At 67.1% G+C, this 15858-nt stretch carries 12 protein-coding genes and 1 pseudogene; 5 read left to right on the forward strand and 8 right to left on the reverse strand.

The window, feature by feature from the left end; translation table 11 throughout:
* Nucleotides 1-229 (reverse strand): annotated as a pseudogene (locus PVW49_RS21880) (ABC transporter permease); the annotation flags it as partial.
* A 349-nt stretch (nt 230-578) separates the two neighbouring features.
* Nucleotides 579-1598 carry a sugar ABC transporter substrate-binding protein gene (locus tag PVW49_RS21885; RefSeq protein ID WP_074839582.1) on the reverse strand — a complete coding sequence of 340 codons (1020 nt, stop codon included), beginning with the start codon at nt 1596-1598 and terminating at the stop codon, nt 579-581.
* A 175-nt stretch (nt 1599-1773) separates the two neighbouring features.
* On the opposite strand from PVW49_RS21885, the gene PVW49_RS21890 reads away from it, so the two are divergent.
* Nucleotides 1774-2973 carry an ROK family transcriptional regulator gene (locus PVW49_RS21890; protein WP_048533018.1) on the forward strand — a complete coding sequence of 400 codons (1200 nt, stop codon included), beginning with the start codon at nt 1774-1776 and terminating at the stop codon, nt 2971-2973.
* 2 nt (nt 2974-2975) lie between these two features.
* Here PVW49_RS21890 and PVW49_RS21895 read toward each other — a convergent pair whose 3' ends face one another.
* Genes PVW49_RS21895 through PVW49_RS21910 form a run of 4 tightly spaced genes read right to left on the reverse strand, consistent with a single transcriptional unit; the run spans nt 2976 to nt 7544 of the window.
* The gene (locus tag PVW49_RS21895) at nt 2976-4583 is read right to left on the reverse strand and encodes a GMC family oxidoreductase (RefSeq protein WP_274591579.1); all 1608 of its coding nucleotides are present in this window, start codon (nt 4581-4583) and stop codon (nt 2976-2978) included.
* Nucleotides 4580-5026 (reverse strand): hypothetical protein, encoded by a 447-nt coding sequence (locus PVW49_RS21900; protein ID WP_274591580.1) that lies wholly within the window; start codon nt 5024-5026, stop codon nt 4580-4582. Before PVW49_RS21900 ends, PVW49_RS21895 begins: the two co-directional genes overlap by 4 nt.
* Nucleotides 5026-6024, reverse strand: coding sequence for a phytochelatin synthase family protein (locus PVW49_RS21905; protein ID WP_083416168.1), 999 nt, complete (start codon nt 6022-6024; stop codon nt 5026-5028). The genes PVW49_RS21900 and PVW49_RS21905 overlap by 1 nt, the downstream gene beginning before the upstream one ends.
* Entirely contained in the window at nt 6021-7544 is a 1524-nt protein-coding gene (locus PVW49_RS21910; protein ID WP_074839587.1) for a multicopper oxidase family protein, read from the reverse strand. Before PVW49_RS21910 ends, PVW49_RS21905 begins: the two co-directional genes overlap by 4 nt.
* Before the next feature lie 156 nt (nt 7545-7700).
* Here PVW49_RS21910 and PVW49_RS21915 point away from each other — a divergent pair, with 156 nt between their 5' ends.
* The 4 genes from PVW49_RS21915 (at nt 7701) to PVW49_RS21930 (ending at nt 13535) form a co-directional block, all read left to right on the forward strand.
* On the forward strand, nt 7701-10988 hold the full coding sequence (locus PVW49_RS21915; protein ID WP_274591581.1) for an adenylate/guanylate cyclase domain-containing protein: 3288 nt from the start codon (nt 7701-7703) through the stop codon (nt 10986-10988).
* A complete protein-coding gene (locus PVW49_RS21920; RefSeq protein ID WP_274591582.1) occupies nt 10985-11833 on the forward strand; it encodes a class I SAM-dependent methyltransferase in 849 nt (282 codons plus the stop codon). Before PVW49_RS21915 ends, PVW49_RS21920 begins: the two co-directional genes overlap by 4 nt.
* Nucleotides 11830-12219 carry a DUF3307 domain-containing protein gene (locus PVW49_RS21925; protein ID WP_074839594.1) on the forward strand — a complete coding sequence of 130 codons (390 nt, stop codon included), beginning with the start codon at nt 11830-11832 and terminating at the stop codon, nt 12217-12219. The genes PVW49_RS21920 and PVW49_RS21925 overlap by 4 nt, the downstream gene beginning before the upstream one ends.
* Nucleotides 12220-12329: 110 nt before the next feature.
* Nucleotides 12330-13535 (forward strand): LL-diaminopimelate aminotransferase, encoded by a 1206-nt coding sequence (locus tag PVW49_RS21930; RefSeq protein WP_048533978.1) that lies wholly within the window; start codon nt 12330-12332, stop codon nt 13533-13535.
* Nucleotides 13536-13611: 76 nt separating this feature from the next.
* Here the strand turns inward: PVW49_RS21930 and PVW49_RS21935 are convergent, their stop codons facing one another.
* Both PVW49_RS21935 and PVW49_RS21940 read right to left on the reverse strand, forming a co-directional pair.
* Nucleotides 13612-14697, reverse strand: a complete 1086-nt coding sequence (locus PVW49_RS21935; RefSeq protein WP_274591583.1) for a thiolase family protein — start codon at nt 14695-14697, stop codon at nt 13612-13614.
* Complete coding sequence (locus tag PVW49_RS21940; RefSeq protein WP_274591584.1) at nt 14694-15836, reverse strand: AMP-binding protein; 1143 nt, start codon at nt 15834-15836, stop codon at nt 14694-14696. The genes PVW49_RS21935 and PVW49_RS21940 overlap by 4 nt, the downstream gene beginning before the upstream one ends.
* Nucleotides 15837-15858: the final 22 nt, after the last annotated feature.

Genomic DNA, 15858 nt, shown 5'->3' on the forward strand with positions numbered 1-15858 from the left:
GCACCTGTTGCAGGATCAGCGTCATGGCGAAGGGCGAGAAGAACTTGTTGCCCAGCACAAGGCCAAAGATCACGAGCGCCGCGAGCAGCACGATCAGCGGAACGAGCGCGGGGGTGGAATGCAGCAGGTCGTGGAACCGGCCCACGAAGCCCTTGTGCGGCGCGTCGAAGGAAGCTACGTCGCCCGACGCTCCCTCGGTGGCCGATTCGTAATTGTCCGCGTTGGACATGGGTGCCTCCCGGAATGTGAGTGCGAACGCCGCCCGGCGTTCAGGAATGGGAACGGGGCAGGCAGGTGGCCCGCGCCCGGCGATGTTTCAGCTTGCGTGTCGTCGGGGCGTTCCGTCAATCACCGCGCCTGCAACGGCTCCGGTCCTGGCTTGACGCCCTCCGCGTCCCGGACCTGATCCGGGACCTCCTGGCCAACCCCAGGCCCCGGATCAGATCCCGGGGCAGGCGCCCGGATCAGATCCCGGGGCAGGCACCCGGATCAGATCCCGGGGCAGGCACCCGGATCAGGCCCAGAGAGCGGGCTGCGGAGTGGGGCCGGACCGCCCAGAGACGGCCCGGCCGTTTGTCTCAGCCCCAGCAGAGGTCCTTGCCTTCCGCCACCGAGATCGACTCGACGCCTTCGACCGGCTGATCGGTGACAAGCGCCACGCCGGTATCGAAGAAGTCCTTGCCCTCGGAGGCTTCCGGCTTGGTGCCGTCCTTGGCCCATGCGGCAATTGCCTCGATGCCCAGCGACGCCATCTTCAGCGGGTACTGCTGCGAGGTGGCGCCGATCACGCCGGCCTCGATATTGTCGACGCCGGGGCAGCCGCCGTCGACCGAGACGATCAGCACGTCGTTCTCGCGGCCGATGGCCTTCAGCGCCTCATAGGCGCCGGCGGCGGCGGGTTCGTTGATCGTGTAGACCACGTTGATCATTGGATCGGTGGCCAACAGGTTCTCCATCGCGCGGCGGCCGCCTTCCTCGTTGCCCTGGGTCACGTCGTGGCCGACGATGCGGTCATCCTCTTCGTCTCCCCATTTGTTGGGGTCGCCCAGTTCGATGCCGAAGCCCTGAAGGAAGCCCTGGTCGCGCAGTACGCCGACGGTGGGCTGGCTGATGGCGAGGTCGAGCATGGCGATGCGGGCATTGGCCGCCTCGTCGCCCAGCTTGGCTGCGGCCCATTGGCCGATCAGCTCACCGGCGAGAAAATTGTCGGTGGCAAAGGTCATGTCGGCGGCGTCGATCGGATCGAGCGGCGTGTCGAGCGCGATCACCAGCAGCCCGGCGTTGCGGGCCTGCTCCAGCGAGGGCACGATGCCCGAGGTGTCGGAGGCGGTGATCAGAATGCCCTTGGCGCCATTGGCGATGCAGGTTTCGACCGCCTGAACCTGGGTTTCGTTGTCGCCATCGACCTTGCCAGCATAAGAGTTCAGCGCGACGCCGAGCTCTTCCGCCTTGGCGGTCGCGCCTTCGCGCATCTTGACGAAAAACGGGTTGGTGTCGGTTTTGGTGATCAGGCAGGCCGAAACCGAATGGCTGCCCGCCTGGGCCGCACCGGCAAATCCGGCGCAGGTCACGGCAGTACCGAGAAGAAGCTTTTTCATGGTGTCCTCCCAAAGACATAATCTCGTGCCGGTCACTGGACCGGCCCTCCCGTCTCGCCCATGCTGAGCGAGAACAAGGCAATACAACCTGATTCGCGACGCAGCGTCAATTAATAAATCATTTTGATTTATTAATTGACGCGTGTAAAGTTTAGAGAGTTGGGAGGGGTGATTCATGACGCAGGAAAACAGTCGAAGCTTCAGCAGTGGTGTGAACCAGAGCGGTGTACGCGACTATAATGAACGGCTGTTGCTGTCGATGATCCAGCGTCTGGGGCCGATGCCGGGCAGCGACATGGCGCGGCAATCCAACCTCTCGGCGCAGACAGTGTCGGTGATCCTGCGCTCGCTCGAGGCGGATGGGCTGCTGATCAAAGGCGCGCCGCAGCGCGGCCGGGTCGGCAAGCCGCGCATTCCGATGGCGCTCAATCCCGCCGGCAGCTTTTCCTTCGGGCTCAAGATCGGCCGCCGCTCGGCCGACCTGGCGTTGATGGATCTGATGGGCGCGGTGCGGGCGCAGACCCAGGTGCAGTATCATTTCCCCGACCCGGATGCCTTGCTTGCCTTTCTTCAGGACGGGATCGCCGCGATGTCGGCCGATCTTGCGCCGGAGCAGCGCGCGCTGATCTGTGGCATCGGCATCGCGGCGCCGTTCGAGCTCTGGAAACGGCACGAGATCATCGGCGCCGACGACCGCTCTTACGACTCCTGGCATGGTCGGGACATCGTCAAGGAAATGGCGGCTTTCACCGAGCTGCCGATTTCGCTGGTCAATGATGCCACCTCGGCCTGTTATGCCGAGAACACCTTTGGCCAGGGTCGAAAGTTCCGCGATTACGCCTATTTCTTCATCGGCGCCTTTGCCGGCGGTGGGGTGGTGATGAACGGCGCGGTCTTCGAGGGCCACCGGGAAAACGCCGGCGCGCTCGGGTCGCTGATCACCCGCGATGCCAAGGGCCGGCCGGCGCAGCTGATGGACCGGGCGTCGATCTTCTGGCTCGAGGCCGCGATCCGCGAGGCCGGCGGCGACCCCAGCCTGCTCTGGACCCAGGGCGCCGACTGGGCCGATTTCGAACATCAGCTCGGCCCCTGGATCGAGATGGCGGCGCAGGAGCTGGCGATGGCGGCGCTGTCCTGCTGCGCGGTGATCGACTTCGAGGCGGTGCTGATCGACGGAGCCTTTCCGGCGGCGGTGCGCGCCCGGCTGGTCCGGCGCGTGGCCGCCCTGGCACAGGACATCGAGACCATCGGCCTTTACCGGCCGGAGTTCGCCGAGGGCGAGGTCGGCGCCAATGCCCGCGTGCTGGGCGCCGCCTATCGCCCGATCGCCTCGCAGTATTTCCTCGGCTCGGGCATGTTGAACTCCAGCGTCTGAACCTATCCCAGAATATGCTCTGCCGTGCGCATCGCCAGCGCGGCGATGGTCAGCGTCGGGGCGTTGACCGGCATGGTCACATGCGCCGACGACCCCAGGATGTAGAGATTGGGGTGCTGGTGCGCCTGCTGATGCGCGGTGACCACCGAGGTCTTCGGATCGTCGCCCATGCGCGCCGTGCCGCCGATGATCGCGTTCGAAAGATACACCTCGTTCGAGGTGATCTCGGACGAACCCAGCCGTTGCAGCACCTCGGTGTTGATCTTCCGGGAAATTTCCATGCCGGCGCGGGTGTACGCATCGATGTTGTAGGCAATGCGCGCCTTCGGCAGGCCGGCGCTGTCAACCTCGTCCGAGAGCGTCAGCCGGTTTTCGGGGTCGGGCAGGATCTCGCCGCTGGAATTGAGCCGCAAATGCCGCGACACGATGCGATTGAGTTCGCGGACCAGCGCCTGGCCCATGTATCCCTTGCGGATCAGCTCCCGTGCCACATCGGTGCCGTCGGAATTGCCGGAATGGCCGGAGTTCATGAAACTGGTGCCGATGGCCGCATGTGACGACCGGAAATCGCCGTCGCGCAGCTCTATCAGCCCCGAGGTCTGTTGCGGCCCGCGATAGGGAAAGACCGGGTCGCGGGTCACGCCCTTGGTGTCCTGGTTGGCCTGGGTGATCAGATAGCGCCCCACCGCGTCAGAGCCGTTGGCCACGCCCCTGGGCGCGTTTTCCTGCGCCGACATCAGCAGCAGCCGAGGGTTCTCGATCGCATGGCAGCAGAGCGCATAGACATTGGCGGTGACGCGGGCTTCGCTGCCGTCGGGGCGGCGCACGTCGACGCCGCTGACGCGACCGTCGGGCGCGACGTGGATCATCGTCACCACCGCCTCGGTGATGATCTGCGCCCCTGCCGCCTCGGCCTTGTCGGCGATCACCGAGCCGTCGAGCTTGGCGCCGACAGGACAGATCGGCACGCAGGTGTTGTTGCCGCAGCAGGGCGGGCGACCGTCGAATTGCACCGAGTTGCGGGCGTGGCTGAAGATGCCGGAATGCAGGCCCATTTGTTTCAGCGCGATATCGACGCGGCTGTCCATGTAGGAGGCCGGGATCGGCGGCATCGGATAGGGCTCGCTCCGGGGGGCGCCCCAGGTGTGTTCCATGCTGCCGGCGACCCCCCAGATCTTCTCGGCGCGGGCGTAATAGGGTGTCAGCTCCTCGTAGCCGACCGGCCAGTCGAGGCCGACGCCATAGGTGCTCTTCATGCGGAAATCGGCCGGGCGCAGCCGGTCGGCAAAGCCGGTCCAATGCCAGGTCGAGCCGCCGTAGATCCGCAGGTAGGCGCCGACAAACTCCATCGGCCCGGCCTGGTCATAGAAGCCGGCATAGCCGCCATCCTCGGGATGCGGCGCCCAGGGGTTCGACGGATAAGGCGCCTGCGGGCCCTTGACCGGGTTTCTGGTGAAGATCGACATCCAGTCATGACGCGGCTTTTTCGGCCCGGCCTCGAGCACCGTGACCTGCCGCCCGGCCTGTGCCAGTTCCAGCGCCAGATGCGACCCGGCCATGCCGGCGCCCACCACCAGAACATCGACGGTTTCCGGCACGGGCGTCGTCATCGCTCGGGCTCCTGCCAATGGCCGAAGGGCCCGCCACAAAGCCCCGGCGCGGTGGCGAATGTCAGCGCCTGCCAGCCGAGGCAATAGTCGTAGTACGTCACCTTGCCATCGACCTCGCCGGTAAAGAGAAAGGTGGCGATCCAGCGCATCTGGTCGCCGGCGCGCAGGCTGGCCGCCTGGCTCATCGCCTCGAGATCGGGGCGCCGCCGCGCCAGCGCCACCAGGCCGAATATCGCCTCGGTGCCAAAGGCGCGGGCGAACTCGGTCTCGCAGGCCTCGAGCAGCAGCGGCGGCATATAGGTCGTGCCGCCGATGGCGCGGATGATTTCGCGAAACACCGCCAGATCGTCCTCGACCCCCAGCCGCGCCCTGGCGCCGGCCGGGGCCAGCGCCATGGCGGCGCCAAGGATGCGGATCACGTCGCGGCGGGCCAGGCGCTGCATCAGAAAGTCCTCACAAGCGCCAGCCCGCGCGAGCGGTTCGAGGCGCTATCCTTGTCGAGCATTGCCTTGTAGAGCAGCGGCATCGGAATCCAGGCCGGCGGATACTTGTACCCCGCCACGTCGAGAACCAGCACCGAATCGCTTGGTTCGTGATAGGCGGCAATGGGCGAGACATGGCCCTCGCCATCCTGGCCGACGATGCCGCGATTGTAGTTCAGGATCACCCGGCTGTTCGGGTCCGACAGGCCGTCGAGGATGACGCTGCGCATCTGCGCCTCGTCATTTTCATCGGCAAAGACCGTGGTCGGCTGCACATCAAGATGGGTCAGGTACTGGCCGATCTCGTCGAGCGTCAGCCCGTCGGTCACCACGCCTTCAAAGCTCTTGACCTGTTGGTTGGCCGCGTTGAACAGGTTTTCCTGGGTGAAATAGGGGTAGGGATAGCGCTTGGGATCGATGGGCCGCTGCACCGCGTCCTCGTAGGAATTGAGCACCGCCGCCATGCTGGCGATCGAACAGAAAGTCAGGAATTTCTCGCTCTCCAGATAGGGCGCCACGCGGAAATAATCGTGGTTGAACCGGCTCTGCACCACACGGGCGCCGCCCTCTTCGGTGGTGAGGTAGACAAGGCGGTCGTCGGCGCCCTCGGCCGAGGCCTTGACCAGATGCGTCACCGGCGCGGCGCTGACCACCGAGGCTTCGGTGCCGAAGAACTCGGCCAATCGGTCGATCTCGGCATCCGAGAGCTGTTGCGCGATGGCCTGCATCACATCCGCCGTGCCGCCGCTGCGCTGACCGGATTTGTAGGCGTGCAGGGCGTTGCGCAAATAGGTCTGCGACTGGCCGTGGATGATCGGGATGTGATCGATTTGGGCAACGCCGTCGACGGAATGACAGCTCAGGCAGGTCTGGGCATCGACTTGGGGCGCGGCAAGCGCCGGCGAGGCGCCAAGCACGACAAGGGCGAGGGCCGGCAGGGTCGGGCGCGGAAGGCTCATGGCAAAATCCTTACATTCATCATCATGCCCGCGTCCTCATGCGGCAGGATGTGGCAATGGGTGACGAAATCGCCGTCGAAATCCTCGAACCGTGACCGGATCGTCAGTGTCCCGGCCGCCGGCACCACGAAGGTGTCATGCCAGGGCCGCTCTGCCACCGGCTTCCCGTTGATTGCCACCACCTGGAACGGGTTGATGTGGATGTGCATCGGATGCGGATAGGCGGTGGTGTTGACGAAGGTCCATTCCTCGGCGGTGTCCAGTTTCGGGGTCAGGTGCCAAGTGTCGGGGTCATAGGACTGGCCGTCGATGGTGAAGGCGGTATCGAAGATGGCGCGCGGATCCTTGCGCTCGCCCAGAACCACCCGCCGCTTGCGGCTGATCTCGGCGTCGGTGATGTCGGGCGGAGTGGCCGCCGGCGCGGGCATCAGGCCCGAGGACGCGCCGCCGGGCTCCACATGCACCTGGGCGATGGTCCGCGCGTCAAGATCGACAAGTCCGTGGCGATAGGGCTGGCGCTCCATGTCATGCAGACCGGGCGCCAGCCCCTCGACCACCACATCGAACCGGTTGCCGGGTGACAGGAGCAGGCTGTTCACCGGTTTCGGTTCATGCAGGGGTATGCCATCCCGGCCGACCAGAATGGCCCCGAGGCCCATAGCCTTGAAATTCAGTGGGCAAAACTGGAAATCATTGGCCAGGAGCATGCGCCAGAACTGACGCTCGCCCTGGCGCAGCCGCAGGGTGGGGCGGTATTGGCCGTTCAGGGTGAAGATCCGCGGCGCGCCGAGCGACATGAATTGCCTCGGGTCGTCAAACGCTGCCGCGTCGCTGCCGATCACGGTCTGGATCACGATCTGCCGTTCGGGCAGTCCGGCGGGCAGATAATCTTCGGGTTCGACGAGAATCAGCCCCGCCATTCCACTGCCGATCTGTGCCGCGACAGAGCCATGCCAATGCGGGTGATACCAGAAACTACCGACAGGGTGGTTTTGGGGGATTTGCACGCGGTAGTTGAATGCTCCGCCCGGCTCGACAGTGAGAAAAACATTGTCGCTGGCGCCCTTGGGGCTTACGTGCATGCCGTGAAAGTGAAGATTGGTGGTGTTGAGATCATGTGGTGCGACATGGCCCATACCCTGTGGACCGCAAAGATCCGCGGCGCTCAGGAACGGCGAATCGGCAAGCTCGGGCAACGCAAGCGGGTTCTGCGGAAGCCCGTTTTCAAGCCGGATTTCCATTACGTCGCCGGGGTGGACGCGCAGCGTCGGGCCGGGCAACCCTCGGTTATAGCGCCGCAATTTACGGGGTTTGTCGTCAACCAGCGCCTGAGAGAGCGTCGGGCGCAGGGTCGCCCGCAAGACGCCGGCCTCACTGCGGATCTCGGCCGGATTGGCCAGATCGCCGGGCCCGCCAAGGCCAAAGCCCGCCAGCGCATCCCCCGACCAGCCGACGGCGGCCACAGCGCCCAGCGCCGCGCCGCCGGCGCCAAGTGCCAATATCTGCCTGCGATTGTGCATGGGCCTGCCCCCTGTTGCCGCCCATTTTGTCACCATCGATTTAAAAAAGCGACTTACCTATATACCGTTATCCGGCGTAACCAGTTATAAGTGTGATGAATATCACTTTAAATACCTTTACTTGGAAATCTCGTTTGAGATCGGCAGGTGGTCCGATTGCAGGTTGAAGACTGGCTTCGCAGCCATGGGCTCGAAAAATACGTGGCGCGCTTTGCAGAGCACGAAATCGGCCTCGATATTCTCGAGACGCTGACCGGTGCTGATCTGCGCGAAATCGGCCTGCCGCTGGGCGCGCGCAAACGGGTGCTCAAGGCGATTGCAGAGTTCCGCGAGGCTGGCGACGGCCTGGCCCGGACCCTGCCGTCGGCCCGGCCGGATTCGGGCGAGCGGCGACAGATCACCGTGTTGTTCTGCGATCTGGTGGATTTCACCGGGCTGGCCACGGCGATGGATCCCGAAGACCTCGAGGCGCTGATCGCCCGGTTTGTCGAAACCTGCCGAATCGAAGTGGCGCGCTGGGGCGGGCATGTGGGCAATTACCTCGGCGACGGGCTGCTGATCTACTTCGGCTGGCCGCAGGCCCATGAGGATGCGCCGCAGCGCGCCGCCCATGCTTCGTTGGCGCTGATCGGCGCGGCGGCCAAGCTGCTGGCCCCCTCGGGCCTGCCGCTGCGGGTGCGGGTCGGCATGGCCACCGGGCTGGTACTGGCCGGGCGCAAGGTCGAATCCGGGTCGCTCCGGCTCGATACCGTGTTCGGCAAGACACCGAACCTGGCCGCGCGGCTCGAGGCGCTGGCCGCTCCCGGCGAAGTGCTGATCGACAGCGCGACGGCGGCGCTTTTGCCCGAGCCGCGCTTTGCGATGACCGATCTGGGGCCGCATCTGGTCAAGGGTTTCACCTCGGAGGTCGGCGTGGTGCGGCTTGACGGAGCCTCGATCCAGTCGATGCCGGGCCGGGCGCGCAATGCGCGGCTCGGCGAGGCGCCGATCGAGGGCCGCGCCCGGCCGCTCAGCCGGCTTGCCGGTTGGTGGCAGGAGGTGGTCGAAGGCGCCGGTCTGCGCATCGTGCTGCTCGAAGGCGAGGCCGGTATCGGCAAGAGCCACCTGAGTGCGCATTTCCTGCGCGCCTGCCGCAGCAGCGGCGGGCAGGGGCACGAGCTTCAGTGCTGGCCCTACAACGACAATGCCACGCTCTACCCGATGGTGGCGTGGCTCTACGAGCGGGCGGGCGTGCTGCCCGATGCCCCGGTCGGTCAGCGGCGCGACGGCTTTGCCGCGCTGGCAGCGCACCAGGGGCTGCCGTCCGAGGTCTATCTGAGCGGTCTCGGCGATCTGCTCGATCTCGATCCTGCGCCACTGGTGCAATCAGCCGAGCTGCGCCGTTCGGCCTGGTTCGAGGCCATCGCGCAGATCCTGCGCGCCGATTGCGCCCATGCGCCGATGGTTCTGGTCTTCGAAGACATGCATTGGACCGATCCGCTGAGCGATCAGCTGCTCGGCCATCTGGCCGAATCCGCCGCCGATCTGCCTCTGGTCATCCTCGCCAGCGCGCGGCCGCAATATGCGCCGGGCTGGGCACATCACGGGCCGGTGCGCCGGATCGAGCTGTCGCGGCTGGGCCGGGGCGCGGCCGAACGCATGGTGGCGCAGCTTTCGGCCGGGCTGGCGCCGGAGGTGCGCGATCGGATCGTCGAGGCCTCTGACGGGGTGCCGCTGTTCGTTTCGGAGCTGACCCGCGACGTGATCAAGCGCGCCGGCGACGGCAGTGGTGACGCCGCCACGCTGACCATCCCCGCGACCTTGCAGGGGGTGCTGGCGGCGCGGCTTGAATCGGCGGGCGATGCGCGGCCGGTGGCGCAGGTGGCAAGCTGCATCGGGCGGATCTTCGATCCCGGAGTTCTGGCCCGGGTGACCGGCCGGGACTCGGTCGATCTGGCGGCCTTGCTGGACACGCTGGAAGCCCTCGCGCTGATCGAGCCGATCGAGGCCGGCGACACCCGCTACATCTTTCGCCACGCGCTCATTCAAGAGGCGGCGTATCAGTCGCAGCCGAAGTCGCGGCGGCGCGCGATCCACGGTGCGGTGGCCGATACCCTGGCGCTCAGCCCGACCGCGGATGACCGTGTGCTGGCCAACCACCTGACCGCGGCCGAGCGCTATTCCGAGGCGGTGGAACGCTGGAAGGGCGCCGGCATCCGCGCCGCGCGGCGGTCGGCCCAGGGCGAGGCGATCGAGCATTTCCGCCGGGGCCTGAGCCTGCTAGACAAGCTGCCCGCCGGGCGCGACCGCGACGCTCGCCGGCTGGCGATGCTGTTGGCACTGGGGCCGGTGCTGTCGTCGCACGACGGGTATGGCGCCGAAACGGTCGGCGCGCTTTATGCCGAGGCGGCCGCGCTGGCCGATAGTGTCGGGCATCCCTCCGACCGCTTTGCCGTGCGCCGCGGGCTTTGGATGTACCGCCAGATGAGCGCGCAATACATCGCCGCCGAAAAGGTGGCGCAGGAGATGATGGCGCTGACCGGCGATGCCGCGCCCGATGCCGCGCTGTCGCTCGAGGCCCGGCGCGCGCTAGGCGCCACCGCCTTCATGCTGGGCAACCTGCGCGCGGCGCGGGGCCACCTGGAAGAGGCCATCGCCGGCTATGCCAAGGGCGACGGCGCCGGCAATATCGCACTCTACGGCGATGATCCGGGGCTGGGCTGCATGGCCTATTTGAGCAGCGGGCTGTGGTATCTCGGCGAACCCGAAGCTGCGCTGCGCTGCTGTGACGAGATGCTCTCGATCGCCCGGCGGATCGAACACCCGTTCTCGCTCGCCCGGTCGCTGACCTTTTCGGCCTTTACCTATCACCTGATGCAGGATTTCGACCGGCTGCTGCCCACCGCGCAGGAGGCGGCCGCGCTGGCCGAACGTTTCGAGTTTCCGTTCCACGAAGGGGTGGGGCGGATTCTGTTGGGCTGGGGGCTTTGTCGGCTGGGCGATCATGACCATGGCCGCAGCCAGATCGACGCCGGCTTTGACTGCTACAACGCCTCGGGCAGCCACATGCTGCAACCGCTCTATCTCACCCTGCGCGCCGGGCTGGCGCAAGATTGCGCCCTGCCGGACGAGGCCTGGGAAATGTCCCAGAAATCTCTGGCCGCGCTCGAACGCAGCCAGGAAAACCTTGTCCGCCCCGAGGTGCTGCGGGTGCATGGCGAGTTGCTGGCCCAGCGCGGGCAGGTGCCCGAGGGGCTCTGGCACATCGATCAGGCCTTGGCGGTGGCGGAAGAACAGGCCTCGGTGTTCTGCGCCCTGCGCGCGCATGTCTCGGCCAGCCGGATCAATCCGGGCCGGGCCGGGGCGCTGGCCGCGGCCCTGGCGCGGTTTCCGGCAGAGATGACCACCGCAGACCTTGCCGACGCCCGCGCGGCTCTGGCGGCAATCCGGGAACGGGCCGGGTGAGCAACCGGGCCACGCATGACGTCTGGAACGGCCAGTCCGGCGCCGATTGGGCCGAACACCAGCCCGATCTCGATCTCTTTCTGGGGCAGTCGATGCGGCGGCTGGCGGCGCTGCTGCCGCTGGCGCCGGGCCGCCAGGTGCTCGAGATCGGCAGCGGTGCCGGCAGTTTCAGCCTGGCGCTGGCCCATGCGGTTGCCCCCGGCGGGCGGGTGCTTGGCCTCGATGTCTCGGAGCCGCTGCTGCGCCTGGCGCGGGCCCGCGCCGAAGGCCGGGGCAACCTCGCCTTTGCCAAATGCGACATCCAGACCGATGCGCTCGATGTCGCCGGCTTTGACATCTGCGCCGCCCATGTCGGCATGATGTTCTTTTCCGATCCGGTAGTGGCGCTGACACGCCTGCGCCGGCGGCTGACCTCGGGCGGGGTGATCGCCTTCAACGGCTGGGCGGCGCGGGACAACCCGTGGTTTTCCCTGCCCCTCGGCATTGCCGAACGGCACCTTGGCCCGCTGCCGTCCCCGCCGCTCGGCGAAACACCGCCGCCCGGCCCGCTGGCCTTCGCCGATGTGACCTATGTAACAGGCCTGTTGCGTCAGGCGGGCTATCGTCAGGTGGAAGGATGGCAAGAGACCATCGCAATCCGCCATCCCGGAGGACTGGACGCGCTGATGCAGACACTGGCTTACGTCGGCCCGATTTCGACGCTCTATCGCCTGAAACAACCCGGTGCGGCGCAAAAGGCCCATATCGCCGGCGAGATCCGCGAGGCGTTCTCCGCCTTTGTCGATGCCGGCGGCGGCATCGACATGCCGGGCACCATGGCGTTTTATCGCGCGGTTGCGCCATGAGCGCCGAGGCGCAATGGCTTCTGCTCCTTCTCCTCGGTTTCCAGGTCAAGCATCTGGCCGGCGACTACCTGTTGCAGACCCCCTTCATGCTGAGCGGCAAGGGCCGCTACGGCCACCCCGGCGGCTTGGTGCATGCCGGCATCCATGGCGCGCTGAGCTTCGGGCTTCTGGCGCTGACCGGGGTGGGGGCCGGCGTTCTGGCCGGGCTCGCCCTGGCCGAGACGGTGCTGCACTACCATCTCGACTGGGCCAAGGAACGCTGGCTGCGCCGGCAGGCATTGACCACCGCCGATCCGCGCTTCTGGCTGGCGCTGGGTCTGGACCAGTTCCTGCACCATCTGACTTACCTCGGCATGGCGGCCCTGGTGGTGGTCACGCTGACCTGACGAAAAATATTCGCCTTTTCCGGCGGCTCTGGCCCTGAATCGGGCTATCAACCGGCGGCGACGGCGGGTAAGCCATGGCGCATCATCCCTACAACAACCGAAATACTGCCATGTCCGATGAATTCTACCGCCTGAGCCTTCTGCCGCCCTATGTCATCGCCGAGATCAACGCGATGCGCGCGGCGGCGCGGCGCAAGGGTGAGGATGTGATCGATCTCGGCATGGGCAACCCCGATCTTCCGCCGCCGCAGCACGTCATCGACAAGCTAATCGAAGTGGCTTCGAAGCCCGACGCCCACGGCTATTCCCAATCCAAGGGCATCCCCGGCCTGCGCCGGGCGCAGGCCAATTACTACGGCACCCGCTTCAATGTCGAACTCGACCCCGAGACCGAAGTGGTGGTGACCATGGGTTCGAAAGAGGGGCTGGCCTCGCTCGCCACCGCGATCACCGCGCCGGGCGACGTGGTGCTGGCGCCCGATCCGTCGTATCCGATCCATACCTTCGGCTTCATCATGGCCGGCGCCACGATCCACGCGGTGCCGACGACACCGGACGAGTTCTATTTCGAGAGCCTCGAGAAAGCCGTCGCCGATTGTCGGCCCAAGCCCAAGGTGCTGGTGGTCAACTACCCGTCGAACCCCACGGCCGAGACGGTGGACCTGGCATTCTACGAACGCCTCGTGGCCTTTGCCAAGGACAACAATCTCTATGTGATCTCCGACCTGGCCTATTCCGAGCTCTACTATGACGGCAAGCCGACACGCTCGATCCTCGAGGTGCCGGGCGGCAAGGATGTGGCGGTGGAATTCACCTCGCTGTCGAAGAGCTATTCCATGGCCGGCTGGCGCATGGGCTTTGCCGTCGGCAACCCCAAGCTGATCGCGGCGATGACGCGGGTGAAATCCTATCTCGATTATGGCGCCTTTACCCCGATCCAGGCCGCCGCCTGCGCCGCGCTGAACGGGCCGCAGGACATCGTGGCCGAGAATCGCGCGCGCTATCAGAAGCGCCGCGACGTGATGGTCGAAAGCTTTGCCCGCGCCGGGTGGGACATTCCTGCGCCGGCCGCCTCGATGTTCGCCTGGGCGCCGCTGCCGCCGGCGCTGGCGCATATGGGATCGCTCGAGTTTTCCAAGGAGTTGCTGACCAATGCCAATGTCGCGGTGGCGGCGGGCATCGGCTATGGCCCGCGCGGCGAGGGCTATGTGCGCATCGCCATGGTCGAGAACGAGCAGCGCATCCGCCAGGCGGCGCGCAACATCAAGCGCTACTTCCAGAAGATGGGGATCAACACCCCGGCGCAGGGGGACTGAGACCCGAGACCCGGGGGGCCAGCCCCCCGGACCCCCCGGCGGTATTTTCAAAGAGAAGAAGAGCAGGGGACTTGGATCAGCCCTGGGTGCGCAGAAGCAGGGCGGTGCCGAGGCCGCCGGCGGAGGCGATGGCGGCGAGGCCGGTGCCGGGCGTCTTGCGCAGCTGGTGAAACAGGTCGACCGCGAGAATCGTGCCGCTGGCGCCTATGGGATGCCCACGGGCCAGGGCGCCGCCATCGCGGTTGACGATCTCTCGGGGGAGCTGCGCGCCCTGTTGGCAGGCGATGGCCTGGACGGCAAAGGCTTCCATGATCTCGGCGCTTATCAGCGTGTTAGCCGGGGTGCCCTCCAGGACAGCTTCTATGGCGGCCACCGGGGCGAGGCCGGGCATGTCCGGGGGGCCGCCGAGGGTTCTGCCGGCGATGATCCCGGCGCTTTGGCGGCCCTGGGCCACACGCTCTGACACCACCAGAACGAAGGCCGCGGCATCGGCGGCCACGGCCATGTTGGCGGCGGTGATCGTGCCATGGACCTGTGGTGCGCGGGCGCAGAGCCGGGAGGTGAGGGCGCGGGTGAAGGGATCTCTGGTGAGGCCGGCGATCTCGACGATGCCGGGAGCTGTGGCGGCGAGCGCCTTGCGGTGGCTTTCGATGGCCCAGGTGTCCTGTGTCTCGCGGCTGATCCCCTGGTCTCGTGCCAGGCGGTCGGCGGCTTCTGCCATGCCGGGGTCACATTCCGGCCAGGGGGTGAAGCGGGCCTGGTCGTAGGGTTCGGGCGGGCGGCCGTCGGCGAAGCTGCGCAAGCGCTGCGGGCGGCGGGAATAGCTTTCGGCGCCGCCGGCGATCACCACCTCATGCAGGCCGCTTTGCACCATGGAAGAGGCGAGCAGCAGCGCGTCGAGGCCGCCGGCGCATTGCCGGTCGATGGTGAGCCCGGCGACGCGCTGCGGCAGGCCCGCCGCCAAGGCGGTGACGCGCGCCGGATTGCCGCCGGCGCCAAGGGCGTTTGACAGGATCACCTCGCCTATGTCCTCGGGGGCAAGGCCGGCATCAGCCAGCAGGGCGTCGATCACCGGTGTGGCAATGTCGTGCGGCTCCAGCGTGGCGAAGGCGCCGTTGCGCGGCGCCACGGCGCTGCGGCGGGCGGCGAGGATGTGGCTCATGCCTCGGCCCTTCTGGCCAAGGCCGCGAGGTCGGGCTTGCCGGCCGGCAGGAGGGGCAGGGCATCAATGCGGATGAAGCGCTGCGGCACGGCCTGCGGCGGCAGGGCGGCGCGGCAGGCGGCGCGCAGGGCCGCCTCTTCGGCGGGGCCTTGCAGGAAACAGACCATCCGGTGGCCGCGCGCCGCATCGAGGCGCGGCACCACGGCACAGGCCGCCACGCCCGGCACCTGCGCCACCACCGCCTCGATTTCCTCGGGAAAGACATTGTGATCGGCGACGGTGACCATCCGGCTTCTGCGCCCGCGCAGGAACAGATGGCCGGCCGCGTCGAGATAGCCCATCTCGCCGATGCTCAGCCAGTGGCCCGCGCGCCGGGTTTCGGCAGCGGCGCCGCTGGCGTAGCCGTCGAAGAGATAGGGGCTGGCGACCCAGATCTCGCCGGTTTCGCCCGCGGGCGCATCGATCCGCAGGTCAACGCCGGGATAGGCGCGGCCGACCGATCCGGCGGGCGTGGCGGCCTCGCTCATGGTGATGAAACTGGTCTCGCTGGCGCCAAAGAAAACCCGCAGATCGGCCGTCTCGAACCGCGCCCGAAGCTGGCCCTGCAACGCGCGGTCGAGCGCGCCGCCGCCGCAGAAGATATGGCGCAGCGCGGGGAATTCCGCGATCCCCGCCGTCGCGGCGCCGCGCAGCAGCAGCCGCAGCTGTGTCGGTGTCGCATAGATCACGCTGATCCGCCCCGTGGCCAGATATTGCGCCTGCGCGCGGGGCCGCATTCCGGCCAGCGCCGCCACATCGGCGCCGAGATGAAACGCTTCGAGCAGGGCGTAGAGCGTGAGCGAATGGCCAAGATCGCCAAAGCAGGCATAGCGCGCGGCGGGGCCGAGGCCAAAGAGCCCCGCGGTCACCTCGAACGAGCGCTGCCAGCTTTCGGGCCGTCGCCGGATCACCTTGGGCGCGCCCGAGGACCCGGAGGTCTCGCAGAACAGCATCGGCGGACCGTCCATGGCCAGCGGCCCCGCTGCCTGTGACAGATGCAGCGCGCCGCCGTGCCGGAGGGCTTGGACCAGCGCAGCGAGCCCGCGCGCCTCTGGCGTCAGCAGGGCGCTCTGCGGCGATATGACAAAGCTCTCTTGCATCGCCCCGTTCTGGCACATCCCG

Origin of the sequence: Marinovum sp. PR37 (genome assembly GCF_028807375.1) — a bacterium.
Taxonomy (GTDB): domain Bacteria; phylum Pseudomonadota; class Alphaproteobacteria; order Rhodobacterales; family Rhodobacteraceae; genus Marinovum; species Marinovum algicola.